Below are 15407 nucleotides of genomic sequence, written 5' to 3'. Positions count from 1 at the left end.
GGATCGGTCTGACGGCTGAGTTCGCCATTACCAGCTATTCGCAGTTTCTTTTCGCTCGACATTCAGAGGCCGGATTAGACCCCGTCATGGACCTTCGAGCGCGAGCTCGAACGCAGCCGGAATCGCGGGAAACGAGTAGTTCTCGATCAGATTCACGCCGCGCCATCTGAATCTGTTCTCCATCCTTTCCGTGATCCTGGCGCTCGCACTCAGGGTGGGGAGCTCGGCGCTATGGGGCATCGTTGCGCTCGCTGCCGAGAATGTGGCGCTCATCGGATTGGCAATCGACTCGCAGGACTTCATCGCGTATGAGGACTGGATTCGTAGCGGTATGCCGGAAAACTGTCGGCCCCGGCTCGCGATCACGCAGTTGGCCGAGCAGCTGGATGCGGCAGCAGGCGTACACCGCCGTCTCCCACGGCGCATCACGCCTCATGCACCAGCTCCGGCACCACGATCTCCCAGTCCTTGCATCGCATGGGTTGCTTGAAGCCGTCGTCCTCATCGTCCTGTCGCCGTGCCGCGATGGCATGTACCTGCCCCCCCCACGCGCACAATGTGCGATGGCGATCGATAGCGGCGGGACAGGCGTCCCACTGCGGTGCCGGATTGGCTTAACAACTCGCCAAGGCAGCTCGGCCAGTCGCGAAGCCGACGCTGCGAGCACTTTAATTCCCTTGACTTTTGCATAACCCGGCCCTCCTTCTGTGGGGCACAATAATTCCGTCAAAACGCCACACTGGATTGATCGGCTTGACTGACAGAATCACCTGTCAGTGAGCAACATGATCGGAGGCAATGTGGCTAGAGGATGGAACAGGCTAGATCGCCAGCTCGCTGGCCTTGTTGTATTGGCACGCGTCATTGAAATGATGACGCCCAACCCCGAAGCGCCGTCCGCCGTGCTGTGGAGGCCATCGTGATCCACCGGCTAGCGAACGGGTATTTCAGCAACCACCCCGCGCAGGGCATCGCGCTGATTCTGATCGCATTTGGCGTCGCGGGTGCCGTCGCACCCGCTGTCGAGCTCCTGGATCCAGGAGGGCAGTATTGCGCCAGGCCGACATCGACGCAGCCCGTGGTCTCTCGTACGCGATCGGCAGTCGATGTCCGGGCGCGCAGTTAGGGCTGCGAGGGCAGCGCCGTTTTCCGTAGCAGCAAGGCGTCGTGGTCGTTGGTGGCATTGCCGATGGCAACGCACATCCTCAGCGGAAACAGCGAACGCGCTCGGGCGCAATGCAGGTCCTCCAATCTCAATTCACCTGCAACCACCTCGGCATCCTGTCCAGGATCTGGAGGCTATTGCTGACGACATCGCCGCGGACTACCTGGCACATGCGCTGGCACTACCCAAGAATCACCCCAACCTGAACTGCCCCACCACCCCCGCCAACCCCACGGCCTGCGCCTGCAGCGCCGCCGCGGCCGCCGTGGATTGCTCCACCAGCGCCGCATTCTGCTGCACCATCTCATCCAGTTCGCTGACAGCGCGGTTCACCTCCTGGATGCCGCGGGTCTGCTCGATGGCGGCGTGGGTGATCTCGGAGATGATGCTCGTCACCTTCGACACGTTGCCGACGATCTCCGTCATGGTCTCGCCGGCGCGGCGCACCTGGCCGGAGCCGGAGGTGACGCTGCCCACCGTCGCTTCGATCAGGCTTTTGATTTCCTTTGCCGCCTGCGCGCTGCGTTGCGCCAGGCCGCGCACTTCGCCGGCCACCACGGCGAAGCCGCGGCCCTGGTCGCCGGCGCGGGCGGCTTCCACCGCGGCGTTCAGCGCCAGGATGTTGGTCTGGAAGGCGATGCCTTCGATCACGCCGATGATGTCGGAGACCTTGACCGACGCGTGTTCGATCTTGCCCATGGTGTGGATCGCTTCGCCGATGGCGTCGCCGCCGCTGGCGGCCACGCGCGAGGCGGTGATGGCGGATGCGTCGGCTTGCTTCGCGGAGGTGGCGGACTGGCCGACCGTGGCGGTGATCTCTTCCATCGAGGCCGCGGTTTGCTCCAGGCTGGCCGCGGCGGACTCGGTGCGGCGGGACAGGTCGACGTTGCCGGCGGCGATCTCGTCGGCGGCGGCGCGCACGGATTCGCTGGCGTCGCGGATCTGGCGCATCACGCTGACCAGCTTGTCGGCGAAGGTGTTGAAGGCGCCGGCAATCTGCGCGACTTCGTCGCGGCCGTCGGCGGGCAGGCGCTGGGTCAGGTCGCCATCGCCGGAGCCGATGGCGCGCATCGCATCGCGGATCTGGGACAGCCGGCGGAATGACACCGCGGTGAACGCGCCGACGATGGCGGCCGCCACGCAGGCAATGACCACCAGCGCGAGCAGCGATGCCATCAGCACCGAACGCATGCCGGCGGTGGCTTCGGCCTTGTCGAGCGCGATCACGGCGATCCAGTCGGTGCCGGGCACCGCGCTGGCGCGCAGCAGCCTGGCGTTGCCGGCCACCTCCACTTCCATCGGTGCCTTGGCGTCGCGCAACGACGCAAGCTTGTCGGCGGTCAGGGCGGGTGCGAGGTCCGACACCGGCTTGAGCGTGAGCTTGTCGTCCCGGTAGGCGACGATCTGGCCTGCCTGGGTCAGGAGAATGCCGAAGCTGGCCGGAGTCGGGCGGATGCCCTTGACGTTGGCGATCACGCTGTCCATCGACACGTCGCCGCCCACCACGCCCTTGAGCGCGCCGTCGCGCATGATGGGCACGGCGAACGTCACCACCAGCTTGCCGGAGCTCGCGGCCACGTAGGGCGGCGTCACCATCGGCTTGCCGGCGGCCACGGCTTGCTTGTACCAGGGGCGGGCGGTGGGGTCGTAATCGGGCTTGATGCCGGTGGCGTCCGAGAATTTGTAGCTCTTGTCGGGGAAGCCGACAAAGACGCTGGTGAAGTCGCCGGCGTCTGCCACCTGCTTCAGCGCGGGAACGGGATCGGCCTGCAGCGCGGCATCCTGCAGGGAGTCGATCATCCGGGTGTGGCCGGAAATCCAGTCGGCGATGGCGCCGACGTGGCCGTTCTGCACGGCGGCCAGGCTGTTATCGATGGCTTCGTCGTTGTACGAACTGGCCACCACATGGTTAAGGACGGCGTTGACGGTTAGCGCGGCTACCACGATGGCCACGGATACGGCCATGATGCGCGCTCGGAGGGAGGAGAGCATGGGTGGGTCTTCTCGGTTGATGCCCGGTCAGGGCGGGATGTCGCTTGTCGCTGTGTTTACGGTTGGGATGGGGGAGACTTGAGGCGCGGGGCGCGAGGGCGCTTGGATGGTCCGGCAGAATCGGTGGGCAGCGGCTTGGCAGTCGCTTTGGTCGGCGGGCGTTGTGCGGTGGTCGTCATCTGCGCCGTGGACTCAGGACAGAATCCAGGCTGGATTCGGTCACGCCTGAACCGTCCTCAGGAACGCCTGTGAAACCCTCGGGTATCAAGCCGATCCGTTCTTTGAGGAGTGATGCAGCGCGCATCGCCACCGGGCCCAGCGAGACCCATGAGCCGCCGATCATCACCCGGAACCGCGAGGCCAAACTTGTGATGCAAGACATCGCTAGCCATGAGGCACAAGAACAAACCACCGCGCTACTGAAGATACTTGCCTTCGGCCAGGAGGAGATCGCTGAGGGCAAGGTGACTGAGGCTGTGGACGTCTTTGCTGAGCTGGATTGGCTGGATAGCGATGCCGGTGCTCGTACAAGCCATGGCTGACGATACCTGGCCCAAGGCATTCCCGAGCGATTACCGCGATGTGGATGGCGGCGTACAGGTCCTGATCGTCGGGCGGGGCCTTCCGGCCCGGTGAGCTGGGCGATCGGCTCGATATCGGCCGATGCACGGCCTTTGAGTGCCTGACAGGAGGCTTCCAGTCGCTGGCGGGTGCGTGTTGTACCCACCATCGTTATCGCTTGACGTGTTGTGCCAGCGGGCGGCGTGGGCAGCGGCGCGCGTTGCACCGCCGATGCGGCGACGGGTCTTGCTCCGGCCCGTCGCCTGCTGTCATTCCCAGTGCCTTTGACCGGCGCCCTCAAGCGGCAGGGTCAGGTTCGCGCCCGGGTGTCCGCGGGGAGAAGTTGGGTGCGGATCTGTTGATCTCGTCGACGATCCGCTGGGGGATGCCGTAACCGGCTGCGATCAGCGGAGAGATCACGACGCCGTGCAACTGGGCGCGCAGGTCGTCCCAGCGCTCACGCAGCACCTCCCAGTTTCTTTCGTCGTAGGTGCCCTTGAAGACGATGGGGCGTATCTCGATCCGAGGCAGGTCGTCCGGGGAGACGCCCCGCCGGATGGCGTCGTCCAGGCGCGTCTCCCACAAGCTGCCTACGCGGTCTACACGCCCGATCTGTTGTTCCACGACACCCGGGTTCCACTCCGGATGCAGGAGCACCACTGTGCGGCATGCCTTGTGCAGATTGAGACCTTCACGCCCCACCATGGATTGGGCGACCAATACTTTGGGGAAGCTGTTCTCCCGATTGAACGCGAGTTGCAGCAGTCTGCGTGTATCGGGTTTGGTGCCACCGAACATCAGGCGGGCAAAGCCGCCCTGTGGGCGGTTGTACTCCGCGTCCAGACGCTTTTCCAGGACGTCCCACAACTCCGTGGCTTCCTCCGCGTCGAGTGTGCCGTTGCCGTCTGCATCGCCTTCGTCCCGGTCCGCGGAGGCTTCGACGAGTTCAATAAATGCCGATGCGAATGCCTTGGGGCTGAATGCATCGGTATCCTGGCCCAGCAGTTCCTGCATTGCCTTTGCCACCACGGCGAGCGGGGAGCGTTCGTTTCCGGATTGCTGTGTGTCGCTGACGGATTTGCTGAAGGCTTCGAACAGCCGTTTGGCTCGCGCATTGTCCGCGTGTTCGGCCAGTCCGGCACGGATATGCGTCAGCAGGCGGTCGCGATACCGTTCGCGCTGGTGTTCGAGGCCTTTGTATTGCTCGGACAATGCACTTTCGATCTGCTCGCGCTGCAGGCTGCCCGGCCGTTGCAGTTGCCGGTGCGCTGCCGCCATAGCTTCCCAGCCATCATCGGGCACCTTGGCCTGAGGCCAAGGGGTACCCTTGTCCAGGCAACGCAGCATGGCGCGTGCGTTGAGCAAATCCACCAGGGCTTGAAGCGGTTTGGTGAAGCGCCCGAAGACCAGCACCTTCTCGCCTCGCGCGGTGACTTCTTCGATCGCACTCACGGCGGCCATGATGGCCGGATGCTCGAAGAGCGGTTCCGCTGTTTCCTGGAACGCACTTGCCAGAACCCGCATCCACCAGTCGGTCCGTTGCTCGCGTTTGTCCAGGGGGGCTGTTGAGGCAGCGCTTTCCGTATCCGCGATGGCGTCCGTATCCGCATCGTCCGGTTCCTGGTCGGCGCTGACGGACGGGCTTGCCTTGTAGTCGTCTTCAACGTCATGATTGACCTGGCGGATCAGTGCGGAAATGCCATGTCCGTTGCCGAAAGTCAGGCGCAACCGCTTGGCGCTCCGGCTACCGGACTGGGTTGCCGCAACGGACAAGGCTTCGGCAGCGCACACGGCCTGTTTCCACGACGGATCCAGGCTTGCCGTGTCGACGACAATCTCGGCGTCCCTGCGATAGGCGTGCAACGGTGCCTGCGCTCGGATGGCAAATTCCCGCACATGCGCATCCTCACGCTTGTCACGGCGCAGCAGGTAGGGCGATAGCGCTTCCTGGAATTTCCTGGCTGCCTCTTTGTATGCACACCTTGTGCCTTCATTGGTCGGCGTCTGCCGCGCACGGTCAACGGCCTTGGCATAGTCGTCGATGATGCACGCCACCGCCTGGGCCTCCACGCCGATACGAGCGAGCACGTCTTTCCATTGGGCTGCGTTGAGTTCGACCGGGGTCGCGGTCATCGCCAGGCGGCGAACCGATTGGTTCGGCAACACCACGCGCTCCAGCAGGCCAGACAGGATGCTGTCGGACTTCCGGCTCTTGTGCGCTTCGTCGACGATGACGAGGTCGAACGTGCCCAGGCCTAGCCCGACAGCACGTTCCAGCCAGTGGCGCAGGTCCTCCTCGCGGCCGTACGCCTGCGGATCGAGTGCGCCTGGCCAGGGGGTGCTGTCAGCCAGTTTGCGCATGACCTGGTCTGCCTGGCTGTCCGGCGAGGCGTGAATTGCCCGCGCGATGCTGATGGCTGCCCTACGGGGCGAGGCATTGGATAATTTTTCGTTGTCGTGGTAATGGCGGGGAAATCGCTTCTCGTTTTCCTTGCGCCAGTGCGCATACAACTGCGGGAGCAATGCCCAGCGCCATGTGTCGCTCTTCCGCCCAAGCCGCCAGTTAGCGAAGGAGTGCGAGATCAGGACGGCTTTCTGATCGAACCATGGTTGATGCTCGTCTACATCGTCGGATTCCCATGCTGCGAAATACTGCGGCAGGCTGCGCAGAAGTGGCGGCATGTCCTTGACACCCGCGTCGGCGAGTTCCGCGCGCCATTGGAATCCCAGGCCGGGCGGCACAAGGATGGCGACGCGGCCGCCCGCTTCGATGACACTTCGCGCAACCGTGGTGGCAATGCGCGTCTTACCCATGCCGACTTCGTCGGCGATGATCAGGCCGCTGCGCGGAAGGCGTTTGGCGATGCCCTGCAGGCTTGCCCGCTGCCCCTCATTGAGCCAGCCGGCACTGCTGCCATCTTCGGCGAAGCTGGCCTGTGCCTTGGCGGCCGCAACCAGCTTCTGTGCGACCGCATCCCATCCTTGGAACGTCTGTTTCATTGCTGTACTCCGATTGCCGGCAATCCGTTTACCTGCCACGCCTGTTCGATGCGAGCTAGGACGGCCTCATACACCTGCCCCGCCAGCGTATCTCCCGATTCCGCAAAATCCGGGCGGAATGGCGCCGCCTGCAGGGGGCTGAGCGGGTTGAGCTCCAGTTCGCGGAAGACCTGCACCGTGTGACTGTCGGCGGCACGCATCAAGGTCTGCTCCAGCCGGCAGCACCAGGCTGCCCAATCGGCTTCGGCGATCCGGGTCTGCCTGGCGGCAAGTTGCTCGATCAATTGCATCATGTCCCGGATCGGATAGCCGGTGACGCCCGGCCGCGCGTTACCGGGCGTGCGGCGGGTATTGCCGGCTTCCTGGCCGTCGTCCGCCGATGCGTCTTCTTCGTTGTCGGGCGGCATTGGGAAGCTGGCTAGTTGCCACCAGGCTTCCGTCAGGTCCAGTTGGGACAATGCCGTTGCCGCGATACGGCCGAACGGATCGACCACCGGCACCTCGGCTGTCCGTGCCTGGCCATCGGCAGTCCAGCGTACCGTTACCTGGCGGGGCCGGGAAGCCGGCCAGAGGAAACCATCGGAGGCCTTTGCGCAGGCTTGGCCCGTTGGGTCGAGCACATCGAAGCCGGCGGCGCCGTGGTCCGGGCTCAAGAGTCCTGCGGAGGTGCCCGTTTCGTCCCAGAGCATCCATGCAGTGGGCGGTGCGATGTACTGGTTGGGGCGGTCCGGCATATCGCCGCCGGCGGTCAGTCCGATATTCGCCTCGAGTTGGCTGTTCCATTGAACGGGAAGCACGTTGGTTACAGCCTGCTCGGGAGGGGTGCCGGGCAGGTCGCACCAGAACAGCGGCGGCGGCGCGAATACAACGCCGGCCTCCAGGTTGCCGGCATGCGGGTGCATCGCCTTGGCGAAGCCGGGCTTGGTCAGGTTGCCGGATCCGAGATAAAGCCAGGCGCTGCTGCAGTTGTTGGAGTCTTGCCGATAGTTGGCGCTGAACAGGAACTTGGCATGCAGCGTGCGCCGTGCCCCGCCGCCAAAGATGGCTTCCGGCTGCCCTGGCGCACTGACCTTGAAGCCTGCCCTGGTCATGGCGTCAACCGACTGGGCCACGGCCTGGCAGGCATCGGGGTTGACGAAGACGTCCAGCGAGGGACTCGCCGTCAGGAGCCCTTCCGCTTGCAGCGAGGCGACGATGTCCGTGAGCACGGTCGGTGCAAGGCCCGGCGTCGCCGCGGTTTCGTAGTATCCCGAACCCATCGCAAGGCAATTGCGCTGTACGGCGGTCCCGGTGTTTCGGATGCGGGCGCCCAGCTGCGACAGCAGGGACTTCCTTCGATTGTCGAAGAACCTGGGTGCGACTTTGCCTGAGTGCCTGGCGCAAAGCGAGAGCAGGGCATCCAGTCGCGACATCGCCACGGCGGTATCGCTGGGATGCGCGCTCCCCCGCGCGTGCAGAATGCGGGTGTCGAACGTCGGGACGAGCGCGGAGAACAGCGCATGCGCCGCCTCGATGTCTGCGCAACGCTGTTGGACATCGGCATTGGCAGCGTCCAGCTCGTCGCTATGCACATCGATGCACCAGGCCAGGTCCAGGCTTTCCTCCATGGTCTGCCTTGTCCAGTTGCCGGTCGATACGATCAGCCGCACGGTCCAACGGGCGGAATCGTCCTGGTGGCGGAATCCGAGCAAGGCAACTTTCGCGTGCAAGAGCGCGAATGGCTTGTCCGCCAGCGTGCGAATCGGCAGATGGGCGACACCGGGGGCGTCGATGAAGGAGATCGCCGGGTTGCCGGGGTCGAGCATCAGTGCCAGCGCGGTATTGCCAAGGCTGGCACGCTGGGCTTGCGTTTGGCGCGTAAAGAGTTCTGCCGCGGTGTTGAGAAACTCCGCATCCGCCGAGTATCCGCATACCCAGCCGAAGCAGCCGAGATGATCTTCCGGGGTTTCGAAATGCTGTGCAAGCGTAGGGAACGCCAGTGGTGGCTTGCTTCGGCTCATTCGTTATCCTGCCTGGTTGATGTTATGTCCAGCCATTGGTCCAGTTCGCCTCTCAGGTCCGCATTGAGCAGGAAGAGGTTCGGGATGCGGGGCGACAAGCCCTGCGGCCATGAAATGCTGCCCTTGACCCGGGGTGCCTCGATGCCTGAATCGTCGTCGTCACGGTTCTCGTCGTTATCCTGCTTCGGCAGTGGTACGCCCCGGAACGCCGGCCCCGGGACGACCTCCTGCCCCTTCAGGCGCAGTACGCGCGCATCCCGCTCCACCAGCTGCTTCAGGACCTTCGCGTGGTCTTCGCTGCTGCACTCGCCACAGAAGTCATTGGCTTCCTTGTCCGTGTGCCGTGCCTTCAGGAAGATATCGGCGGCATGCCTCAGTGCCACCAGCCGGAGCGTTACGGCGTCTGGAACCCGGGACAGGAGCGAAAAGCGTTGGCCATGCCCCAGGTTGCCGATGTGCGCTTCCAGGGCATCCAGGACCGCGATTGCGGCGTCGCGCGCCGACTGGAACAAGGCACCGGCTTTCAAATCCTCCCAATGCTGACTACTGGTGATCTGTGCCGGCCTGGTTTCCCAGGAGAAGGAGGGGTTGGGCGCAGCTCGCAGCGACTCCACCCAGTCCAATGCCGCGCGTCGCCGTTGCTTGGCCTCGGTGCTCTCGCTGTGAGCGCCTTGGATCAGGCGTTCCATCAGCAGCTCCCGGGCGCGTTCGGGGAGCGGTATGGTGGGGGACAAGGCGGCACGAAGGGGGGGGCTGGTGACACTGTCCTCTTTGGAGAGGGCCCATTGGAGCAAATGTGCGATGACGCTGCGCTTGAAGGGCAGGAAGCCTTCGCAAGCGGCGTCCAGGAAATTGTTGCCGGCCTGCGAACAAGCGAATGCGTTGAATCGCACGCTGTCGGCCTCGACCAGGCCCAGTGCCGGCAGAGCCTGGACGGTGGCCATGCGCATGGGCTGCGTGACATAGAAACTGCGTTGCCGGAGGGCCTTGAATCCAAGGTCGGTCTTGCCTTGCATTTTCGTGCTGCCGCGCAGGCGCGGATCGCGTGTCCAGTCGTTGCTGTCGAATGCCAGCCAGCAGGCCAGCGCCTCGACGGCGTTGGCCGTCTCGATATTGGTGAGGTGCTTACCCTCTTCCCCCGCGCACTGGGCAATCCGTACGCCCAGGGTGGCGAGGAACAACTGCTTGCCGAACCACACGCCCCCGAGGCCCGGCACGGCCAGGTCGTTGAACGAACGGATTGATGAAGCTACGCCCAATGTTCTTGTGCGCCGCTCGCTTGCCAGCTTCCCGGGGCCAAGAAGCCCCCATGTCAATGTCATGATAGGTACCTGATATTCCTACATCTGCCAGGCCAAATTCGGCCCAAGAAATAGCCATCGAATACATCGAGCCATCCAATACATCGTCATCCGGCACCGATTCCTGAATACCTGTCGCTGAATACACCAATGCCAGGCTTCTCCATAGCCAAAATTTCGTGGTCGCGTTGTTACGGATCCTCGCCTATCCGGAGTGTCTGCCGGCCACGTTTCAATGCCGCGGGACGGATCACGGCAAGGCGCCGTCCGCCGGAGCCGGATCAGGATCGGCAATCGCGACGGGGACGCGCCGTATATCGGTCACCTGGCTGCCGAATCCGCGAAGCCACCAATCGAGCTGCGCGGTCTCGACGACGGTGGCGCTGATCTCGAACTGATTGCCAATCTCCGCGATCTGTTGATCCAACGACAGAGGGGATTCCAGCAGGTGCAAGCCTGGGTCCTTGTCGATGCGGAAGGTGAGGCGAATGCGTTTTCCCTCCCCGAATCCGAACCGGCCATCCGCATCGTATTTCTGCAAATCGAAGTCCTTCGGCCGTTCGAATGTGTGTGTCGAGGCTTGCGCCGAGGCGATGCGATGCAAGGCGAGGCTGCGCTCGTTGTCGTATCCATCGTAGCGGCACACCAGGTATAGCCTCGCGCCCTGCTGTGCCAGGCCCAATGGCATCACGTTTGCGGTCTTCCGGTGCCCGGCCGCATTCTTGTAGTCGAGCTTCAGCCAGAGGTTTCCGTAGAGTGCATTGCTGACAGCCTCGAATACGCCGGGTCTGATTTTCGGCGGCAGGAGCGGCTGCGTGGTGCTGACCACTCTCACCTTGGACAGCCACTCCCTTTCCTTCTCCTGCCTACGCTTGCCGGTCGCCTGGGGGCCGAGATTCGTACGCGCCTGCTGGAAGAATCCAGCCATTGATTTCATCAGGCTGGCTGGTAGCAGATTCTGCAGATGCTGCTCTGCAAGCGCGAGCATGAGCGACTCCTGCTCATTGAGCACGGGCAGCGATAGTCCGTTCGCCCTCTCCTTCCAGCGGTAGCCATAAGGCTTGCTGCTGTCGTCGCGCTCGATCTCGAAATGCTCGCTGAGCATTTCGAGCTGGCGCTGGATGGTCCGCAGATCCCTTGAGAGTCCTGCATTGGTCAGTTGACTATGCAATTCGGTGGCGGAGACCTTGCGATTGCGTGGAATGCGGCGAAGCAGTTCCAGCGCCAGCAGGACGGTTTCGATCGTGTCGGGACGCTTGGACATGCTGTCAGTGCATCAGGCCGTCGGGGCCGGGAGAATACTGCCGGAGCCGTTTGGGGCATGCACGGAAGGCTGGCAACTTCGACCTGGATAGTGAGCGCATTCTTATTCTCGTAAGCGGGCTCATGGATTATTCCACGCCGATCGGCATCAAAGGAAGCCGAGCATGCCCTTCGCCCCTTCTTTGACGGCGCATTCCGCTTCGAGCGCGGCGATGAATGCCGCGGGAGAGCCGACAGGCCGGAAACGGTGCTGGCGGACGACCGCTGCAAAATCCCCCGGCGTCAGCACATTGAGGCGGCCGAGCCGGGCCTGCAGGTCTGCGCAGGGTGCCGCAAGCGCGAGCGCCTGGCAGTGGCGGAGAAGCAGTCCCCACGCCTGGGGGGGCTTGAGGTAGTCGAACCTTACCTTCAGGTCGAACCGCCGCAGCGCGGCTTGATCCAGCCCCTGCATCAGATTGGTCGAGGCCACGAACACGCCGGAGAACGACTCCATCTGCGTCAGCATCTCGTTGACGAGGCTGACTTCCCAGCTCCGCTGGGCATCGCGGCGGTCCTGCAGGAAGCTGTCCACTTCATCGATGAGGAGTACGGCCCCATCCTGCTCGGCCTGCCTGAACGCGTGGGCGATATTCTTTTCGCTGTCGCCAACCCATTTGGATATCAGGTCCGAGGTGCGTTTCACATGCAGCGGGGCTTCCAGCCGGTCGGCCAGCCAGCGGCCATAGGCGGTCTTCCCGGTGCCCGGCGGACCGTACAGGCAAAGCCGTGCCGTCCCGGTTCGCACTATGCCCGCGGCAAGTTCGGCCAGATCGGCATCCGCGTGTGTAAAGGCCGGGTCATGGGTTTCCGGCAAGCGGCACGGGTCCGGCTTGCCGATCGGCGGGTGCCCTTGCGCCTCCAGCGTATTGCCGATCAGCAGTTCCATGGCCGATGCCGCCCCCTGCGGACCCAGCTCCTCGCGGATGGCCTGCACCACCGATGCTGCACGGGTCACGATGGCCGGTGCCAATACCTCGGACTCGGCCACGCGCTCCACTGCGCGGGCGTCCAGCAGGCCCGCGCTGGCGCTTTCGATGATCCTGGCGCGCTGTTTCCTGGGCGGTACCGGCAACTCAATGATCATGTCGAAGCGCCGGATGAAGGCGGCATCGAGGCCGCCCGCGGAATTGGACAGCCACAGCGTGGGTACCGGGTTCGCCTCCAGCATCCGGTTGATCCACGCCTTGCGGGCTTGCGCCGTGCTCTTGCGCCCGAAGATGCCTTCGCCATCGTCGAAGACGTCTTCCACTTCGTCGAAGACGATCAGCGCCTGGCGCTGGCCAAAAAAGCTCTGGGCAGCCCGGAAGGCCCGTAGCCTCCGTTCGCCGTTGATGGGGTCTCCATCGTCGTCCTCGCTGGCTACCTCGAAGAGTTCGCTGCCGAGATCCTTGGCCAGGGCTTTGGCGAGTTGGCTCTTGCCGGTGCCGGGCGAGCCGTGCACGAAGATGTTCACCCCTTTTCGTCCGGACGATAGCGCGTGCCGCAGGTAGGGCCTGAGCACGGCCAGGGAGGCGCCGATGTGCTCGTAGTCCGCCAGCGCCAGTTGCCCCGGCGCTGCCAACGCCACGGTGTCGCGCAGCAGGCCCACGGGGTCGGCGTCGGAGGAGACGATATGGTCGGCGAAACTGTCCGAAAGCAACTCCAGCTTGCCGTTCAGCGTGCAACGGCAACTGCGGTCGACGCAAACCAGGCCGGACTGCGCCAGGACACCCTGCGTGTTCAGGGCATCGCGGACATCCGGCTCTGGCACATCGAGCAGCACCCCAAGCACATGGAACACCTTGGCCGACGAGAGGTGCCCAAGCCAGTCTGCGGTGTCGTCGAGCAGGCGTTCGTTCTTCAGCATGACGACAAACGCCAGGATACGGCAGTCCGTGTCCGACAGACCCACGAGCTCGGCCAGGCGCGCAATATTGCTCTCCAGGCAGGCGGAGAACTGGGGCTCGTGGCGTTGGTCTTCCGCTTCCCGATGCAGCTTGCGCAGCCGCGTCCGGACCGTCTTCGGATTGAAATCCTCGGACTCGGGGTCAATCCATTCCTCCAGTCCAAGCAGCTGCGCCAGCGTGTCGTTGCTGAATCCGCTGCGCTGGACGAACTCCTGGTGGGCGCCCAGGGGAACCAGCAAGCGAAGCAGCCAAAGCCGCACGATCGGCGGGAGCTCCGGCGGAATACGGGAATAGCGGGGTGGGCGGCGACGCATGATCACGGTGATCTCCAGTCTGAATGGAGATCATTGTCGCCAGGCATGCGTCAACATGTGTCGCATGCAGTGGGGCGATGCGGGCGCCGCGCCTGCCGGACTGCCTGGCGGTCAGCCCGCTCTCCCGGCTAGCCGGACGTGGCGGCAGCGCGGGCAGGGGCGGTATTCGCGGCTTTACAAGCGGGGGCGTTAGGGTATTCTCGCGTGATCCTGAACACAGTGGAGAACTCCAGTGGCACGCGTAATCCCCGACGACTGGGAAACCATGGAGGCGAGCGGTCCCGTCCAGCGCGAGCTCGATACGCTCGCCATCCTGGCCGCCGGCCTGCCCGACGACTATACGGTCTATCACTCCGTGCACTGGACCAACGTGGAGCGCGCGCATGCGATCTACGGGGAGATCGACTTTGTGGTCGTGAACCGCGCGGGACAGTTGCTGATCATCGAGCAGAAGAGCGGCTTTCTGGAGGAGACCGCCGACGGCCTCGCCAAGAACTACGCGGGCAAGATCAAGTTCGTATCGGTGCAGATGGGCCGCACGGCGGATGGGCTGCGCGCCAAGCTGATGCGTTGCCTGAACGGGCAGCCGGTGGTCATCGAGCACCTGCTCTATTGCCCGGACTATACCGTCCAGTCCCCCCTGACCGCGGGGCTGTCGCCCGAGCGCATTGTCGATGCCCGGCGGCGCGACCAGCTCTGCGGCCTGATCCAGGCCATCCTGCCGCCGGGCGAGGCGCAGCCGCTGGCTGAGCGGGTCCATCGTTTCCTGTGCGACACCATCCAGCTGGAGACCGATGTCAGCGCCCTGATCGGCCAGGCGCGCACGCTGGTGACGCGGGTGTCAGGCGGCCTGTCGCACTGGGCGCGCCAGCTGGATATCGAGCCTTTCCGCCTGCGGGTGACGGGCACCGCGGGCTCGGGCAAGACGCAGCTTGCCCTGGCCGAGTATCGCGATGCGGTCCTGCGCGGGCGGCGTCCGCTCTATGTTTGCTTCAACCGGCCCCTGGCCGATCATTTTGGGCGCATCGCGCCTGCGGGCGGGCTGGTCTGCACATTTCACATGTTGTGCGATCAGTTGTTCCGCCACAGCGGCGGGATGCCCGATTTCAGCCAGCCGGATGCGTTCTCGAAACTCGTCGCGGACGTGCAGGGGCTGCCCGTTCCCGAGGCGTTTCTCTTCGACACGGTGATCGTGGACGAAGGGCAGGACTTCGCGCCAGCGTGGCGCGATCTGGTGCTGCGGCATGCGCGCCCGGAGGCGCGGGTGCTCTGGCTGGAAGACCCGATGCAGAACCTCTATGGCCATCCGCCGGCAGCGTTGCCGGGCTGGGTGCGGCTGCGCGCGAAGAGCAATTTCCGCAGCCCGCGTGCGGTGGTCAAGCTGCTGCAGCCGTTGTTGCCGCCGGAGATCGAGATCGAGGCCACGGCGCCGATTTCCACCGCCGAGGTGGAGTTCCTTGTCTATGAAGACAATGCGGGGCTCTTGCAGTCGGTCAAGGAAGGCATCCGCCTGTGTTACGCGGCGGGCTTTCGCAAGGAAGACGTTGCGCTGCTGAGTTACCGGGGCCGCGAGAATTCCCGGCTGCTCGGTTACGACCAGCTCGGCCCGCACAAGCTGCGCGCCTTTACCGGCAGCTACGATGCGCAGGGGCAGCCGGTCTACTCGCATGGCGAGGTGCTGGCGGAATCCGTCTTTCGCTTCAAGGGGCAGTCGGCTCCGGCCATCGTGTTTGCCGAGATCGACTTCGAGACGATGAGCGAGAAGGAGATCAGAAGGCTTTTCGTCGGTGCTACCCGGGCGACGATGAAGCTGGTGCTGGTGCTTTCGGAGCGCGCCGCCGCGGTGTTGCTGGACAGGATCTAGGGGCGGCGCCGCTCGATATTGC

8 protein-coding genes are annotated in these 15407 nt (G+C 64.3%); 2 read left to right on the top strand and 6 right to left on the bottom strand.

Going from position 1 to position 15407, the window contains the following annotated elements:
* Positions 1-1357: 1357 nt before the first annotated feature.
* Positions 1358-3157: a methyl-accepting chemotaxis protein gene (locus tag AC3FOF_RS29340; protein WP_488728576.1), complete on the bottom strand. Its 1800-nt coding sequence runs from the start codon at positions 3155-3157 to the stop codon at positions 1358-1360.
* Between the two features lie 248 nt (positions 3158-3405).
* Here AC3FOF_RS29340 and AC3FOF_RS29335 point away from each other — a divergent pair, with 248 nt between their 5' ends.
* Positions 3406-3699 (top strand): prevent-host-death protein, encoded by a 294-nt coding sequence (locus tag AC3FOF_RS29335; protein WP_488728575.1) that lies wholly within the window; start codon positions 3406-3408, stop codon positions 3697-3699.
* 316 nt (positions 3700-4015) lie between these two features.
* On the opposite strand, the gene AC3FOF_RS29330 is transcribed toward AC3FOF_RS29335, so the two are convergent.
* The 5 genes from AC3FOF_RS29330 to AC3FOF_RS29310 form a co-directional block, all read right to left on the bottom strand.
* Positions 4016-6718, bottom strand: coding sequence for a helicase-related protein (locus AC3FOF_RS29330; protein ID WP_488728574.1), 2703 nt, complete (start codon positions 6716-6718; stop codon positions 4016-4018).
* The gene (locus tag AC3FOF_RS29325) at positions 6715-8718 is read right to left on the bottom strand and encodes a hypothetical protein (RefSeq protein WP_488728573.1); all 2004 of its coding nucleotides are present in this window, start codon (positions 8716-8718) and stop codon (positions 6715-6717) included. The genes AC3FOF_RS29330 and AC3FOF_RS29325 overlap by 4 nt, the downstream gene beginning before the upstream one ends.
* A complete protein-coding gene (locus AC3FOF_RS29320) occupies positions 8715-10040 on the bottom strand; it encodes a hypothetical protein (protein ID WP_488728572.1) in 1326 nt (441 codons plus the stop codon). The genes AC3FOF_RS29325 and AC3FOF_RS29320 overlap by 4 nt, the downstream gene beginning before the upstream one ends.
* Before the next feature lie 229 nt (positions 10041-10269).
* Complete coding sequence (locus AC3FOF_RS29315) at positions 10270-11283, bottom strand: helix-turn-helix transcriptional regulator (protein WP_488728571.1); 1014 nt, start codon at positions 11281-11283, stop codon at positions 10270-10272.
* A gap of 147 nt (positions 11284-11430) precedes the next feature.
* Positions 11431-13521, bottom strand: coding sequence for an AAA family ATPase (locus AC3FOF_RS29310; RefSeq protein WP_488728570.1), 2091 nt, complete (start codon positions 13519-13521; stop codon positions 11431-11433).
* Between the two features lie 232 nt (positions 13522-13753).
* On the opposite strand from AC3FOF_RS29310, the gene AC3FOF_RS29305 reads away from it, so the two are divergent.
* Positions 13754-15385, top strand: a complete 1632-nt coding sequence (locus AC3FOF_RS29305; protein WP_488728569.1) for an ATP-binding domain-containing protein — start codon at positions 13754-13756, stop codon at positions 15383-15385.
* The last annotated feature ends 22 nt before the right edge of the window (positions 15386-15407 follow it).

Source organism: Cupriavidus sp. 96C5-1 (genome assembly GCF_057798855.1).
This window is presented reverse-complemented; position numbering and strand designations above follow the sequence as displayed.

What these genes read in the sequence shown, in the direction of transcription:
- AC3FOF_RS29340 (WP_488728576.1), bottom strand. Translation starts at nt 3,157, where the DNA reads ATGCTCTCCTCCCTCCGAGCGCGCATCATGGCCGTATCCGTGGCCATC.
- AC3FOF_RS29330 (WP_488728574.1), bottom strand. Translation starts at nt 6,718, where the DNA reads ATGAAACAGACGTTCCAAGGATGGGATGCGGTCGCACAGAAGCTGGTT.
- AC3FOF_RS29325 (WP_488728573.1), bottom strand. Translation starts at nt 8,718, where the DNA reads ATGAGCCGAAGCAAGCCACCACTGGCGTTCCCTACGCTTGCACAGCAT.
- AC3FOF_RS29320 (WP_488728572.1), bottom strand. Translation starts at nt 10,040, where the DNA reads ATGACATTGACATGGGGGCTTCTTGGCCCCGGGAAGCTGGCAAGCGAG.
- AC3FOF_RS29315 (WP_488728571.1), bottom strand. Translation starts at nt 11,283, where the DNA reads ATGTCCAAGCGTCCCGACACGATCGAAACCGTCCTGCTGGCGCTGGAA.
- AC3FOF_RS29310 (WP_488728570.1), bottom strand. Translation starts at nt 13,521, where the DNA reads ATGCGTCGCCGCCCACCCCGCTATTCCCGTATTCCGCCGGAGCTCCCG.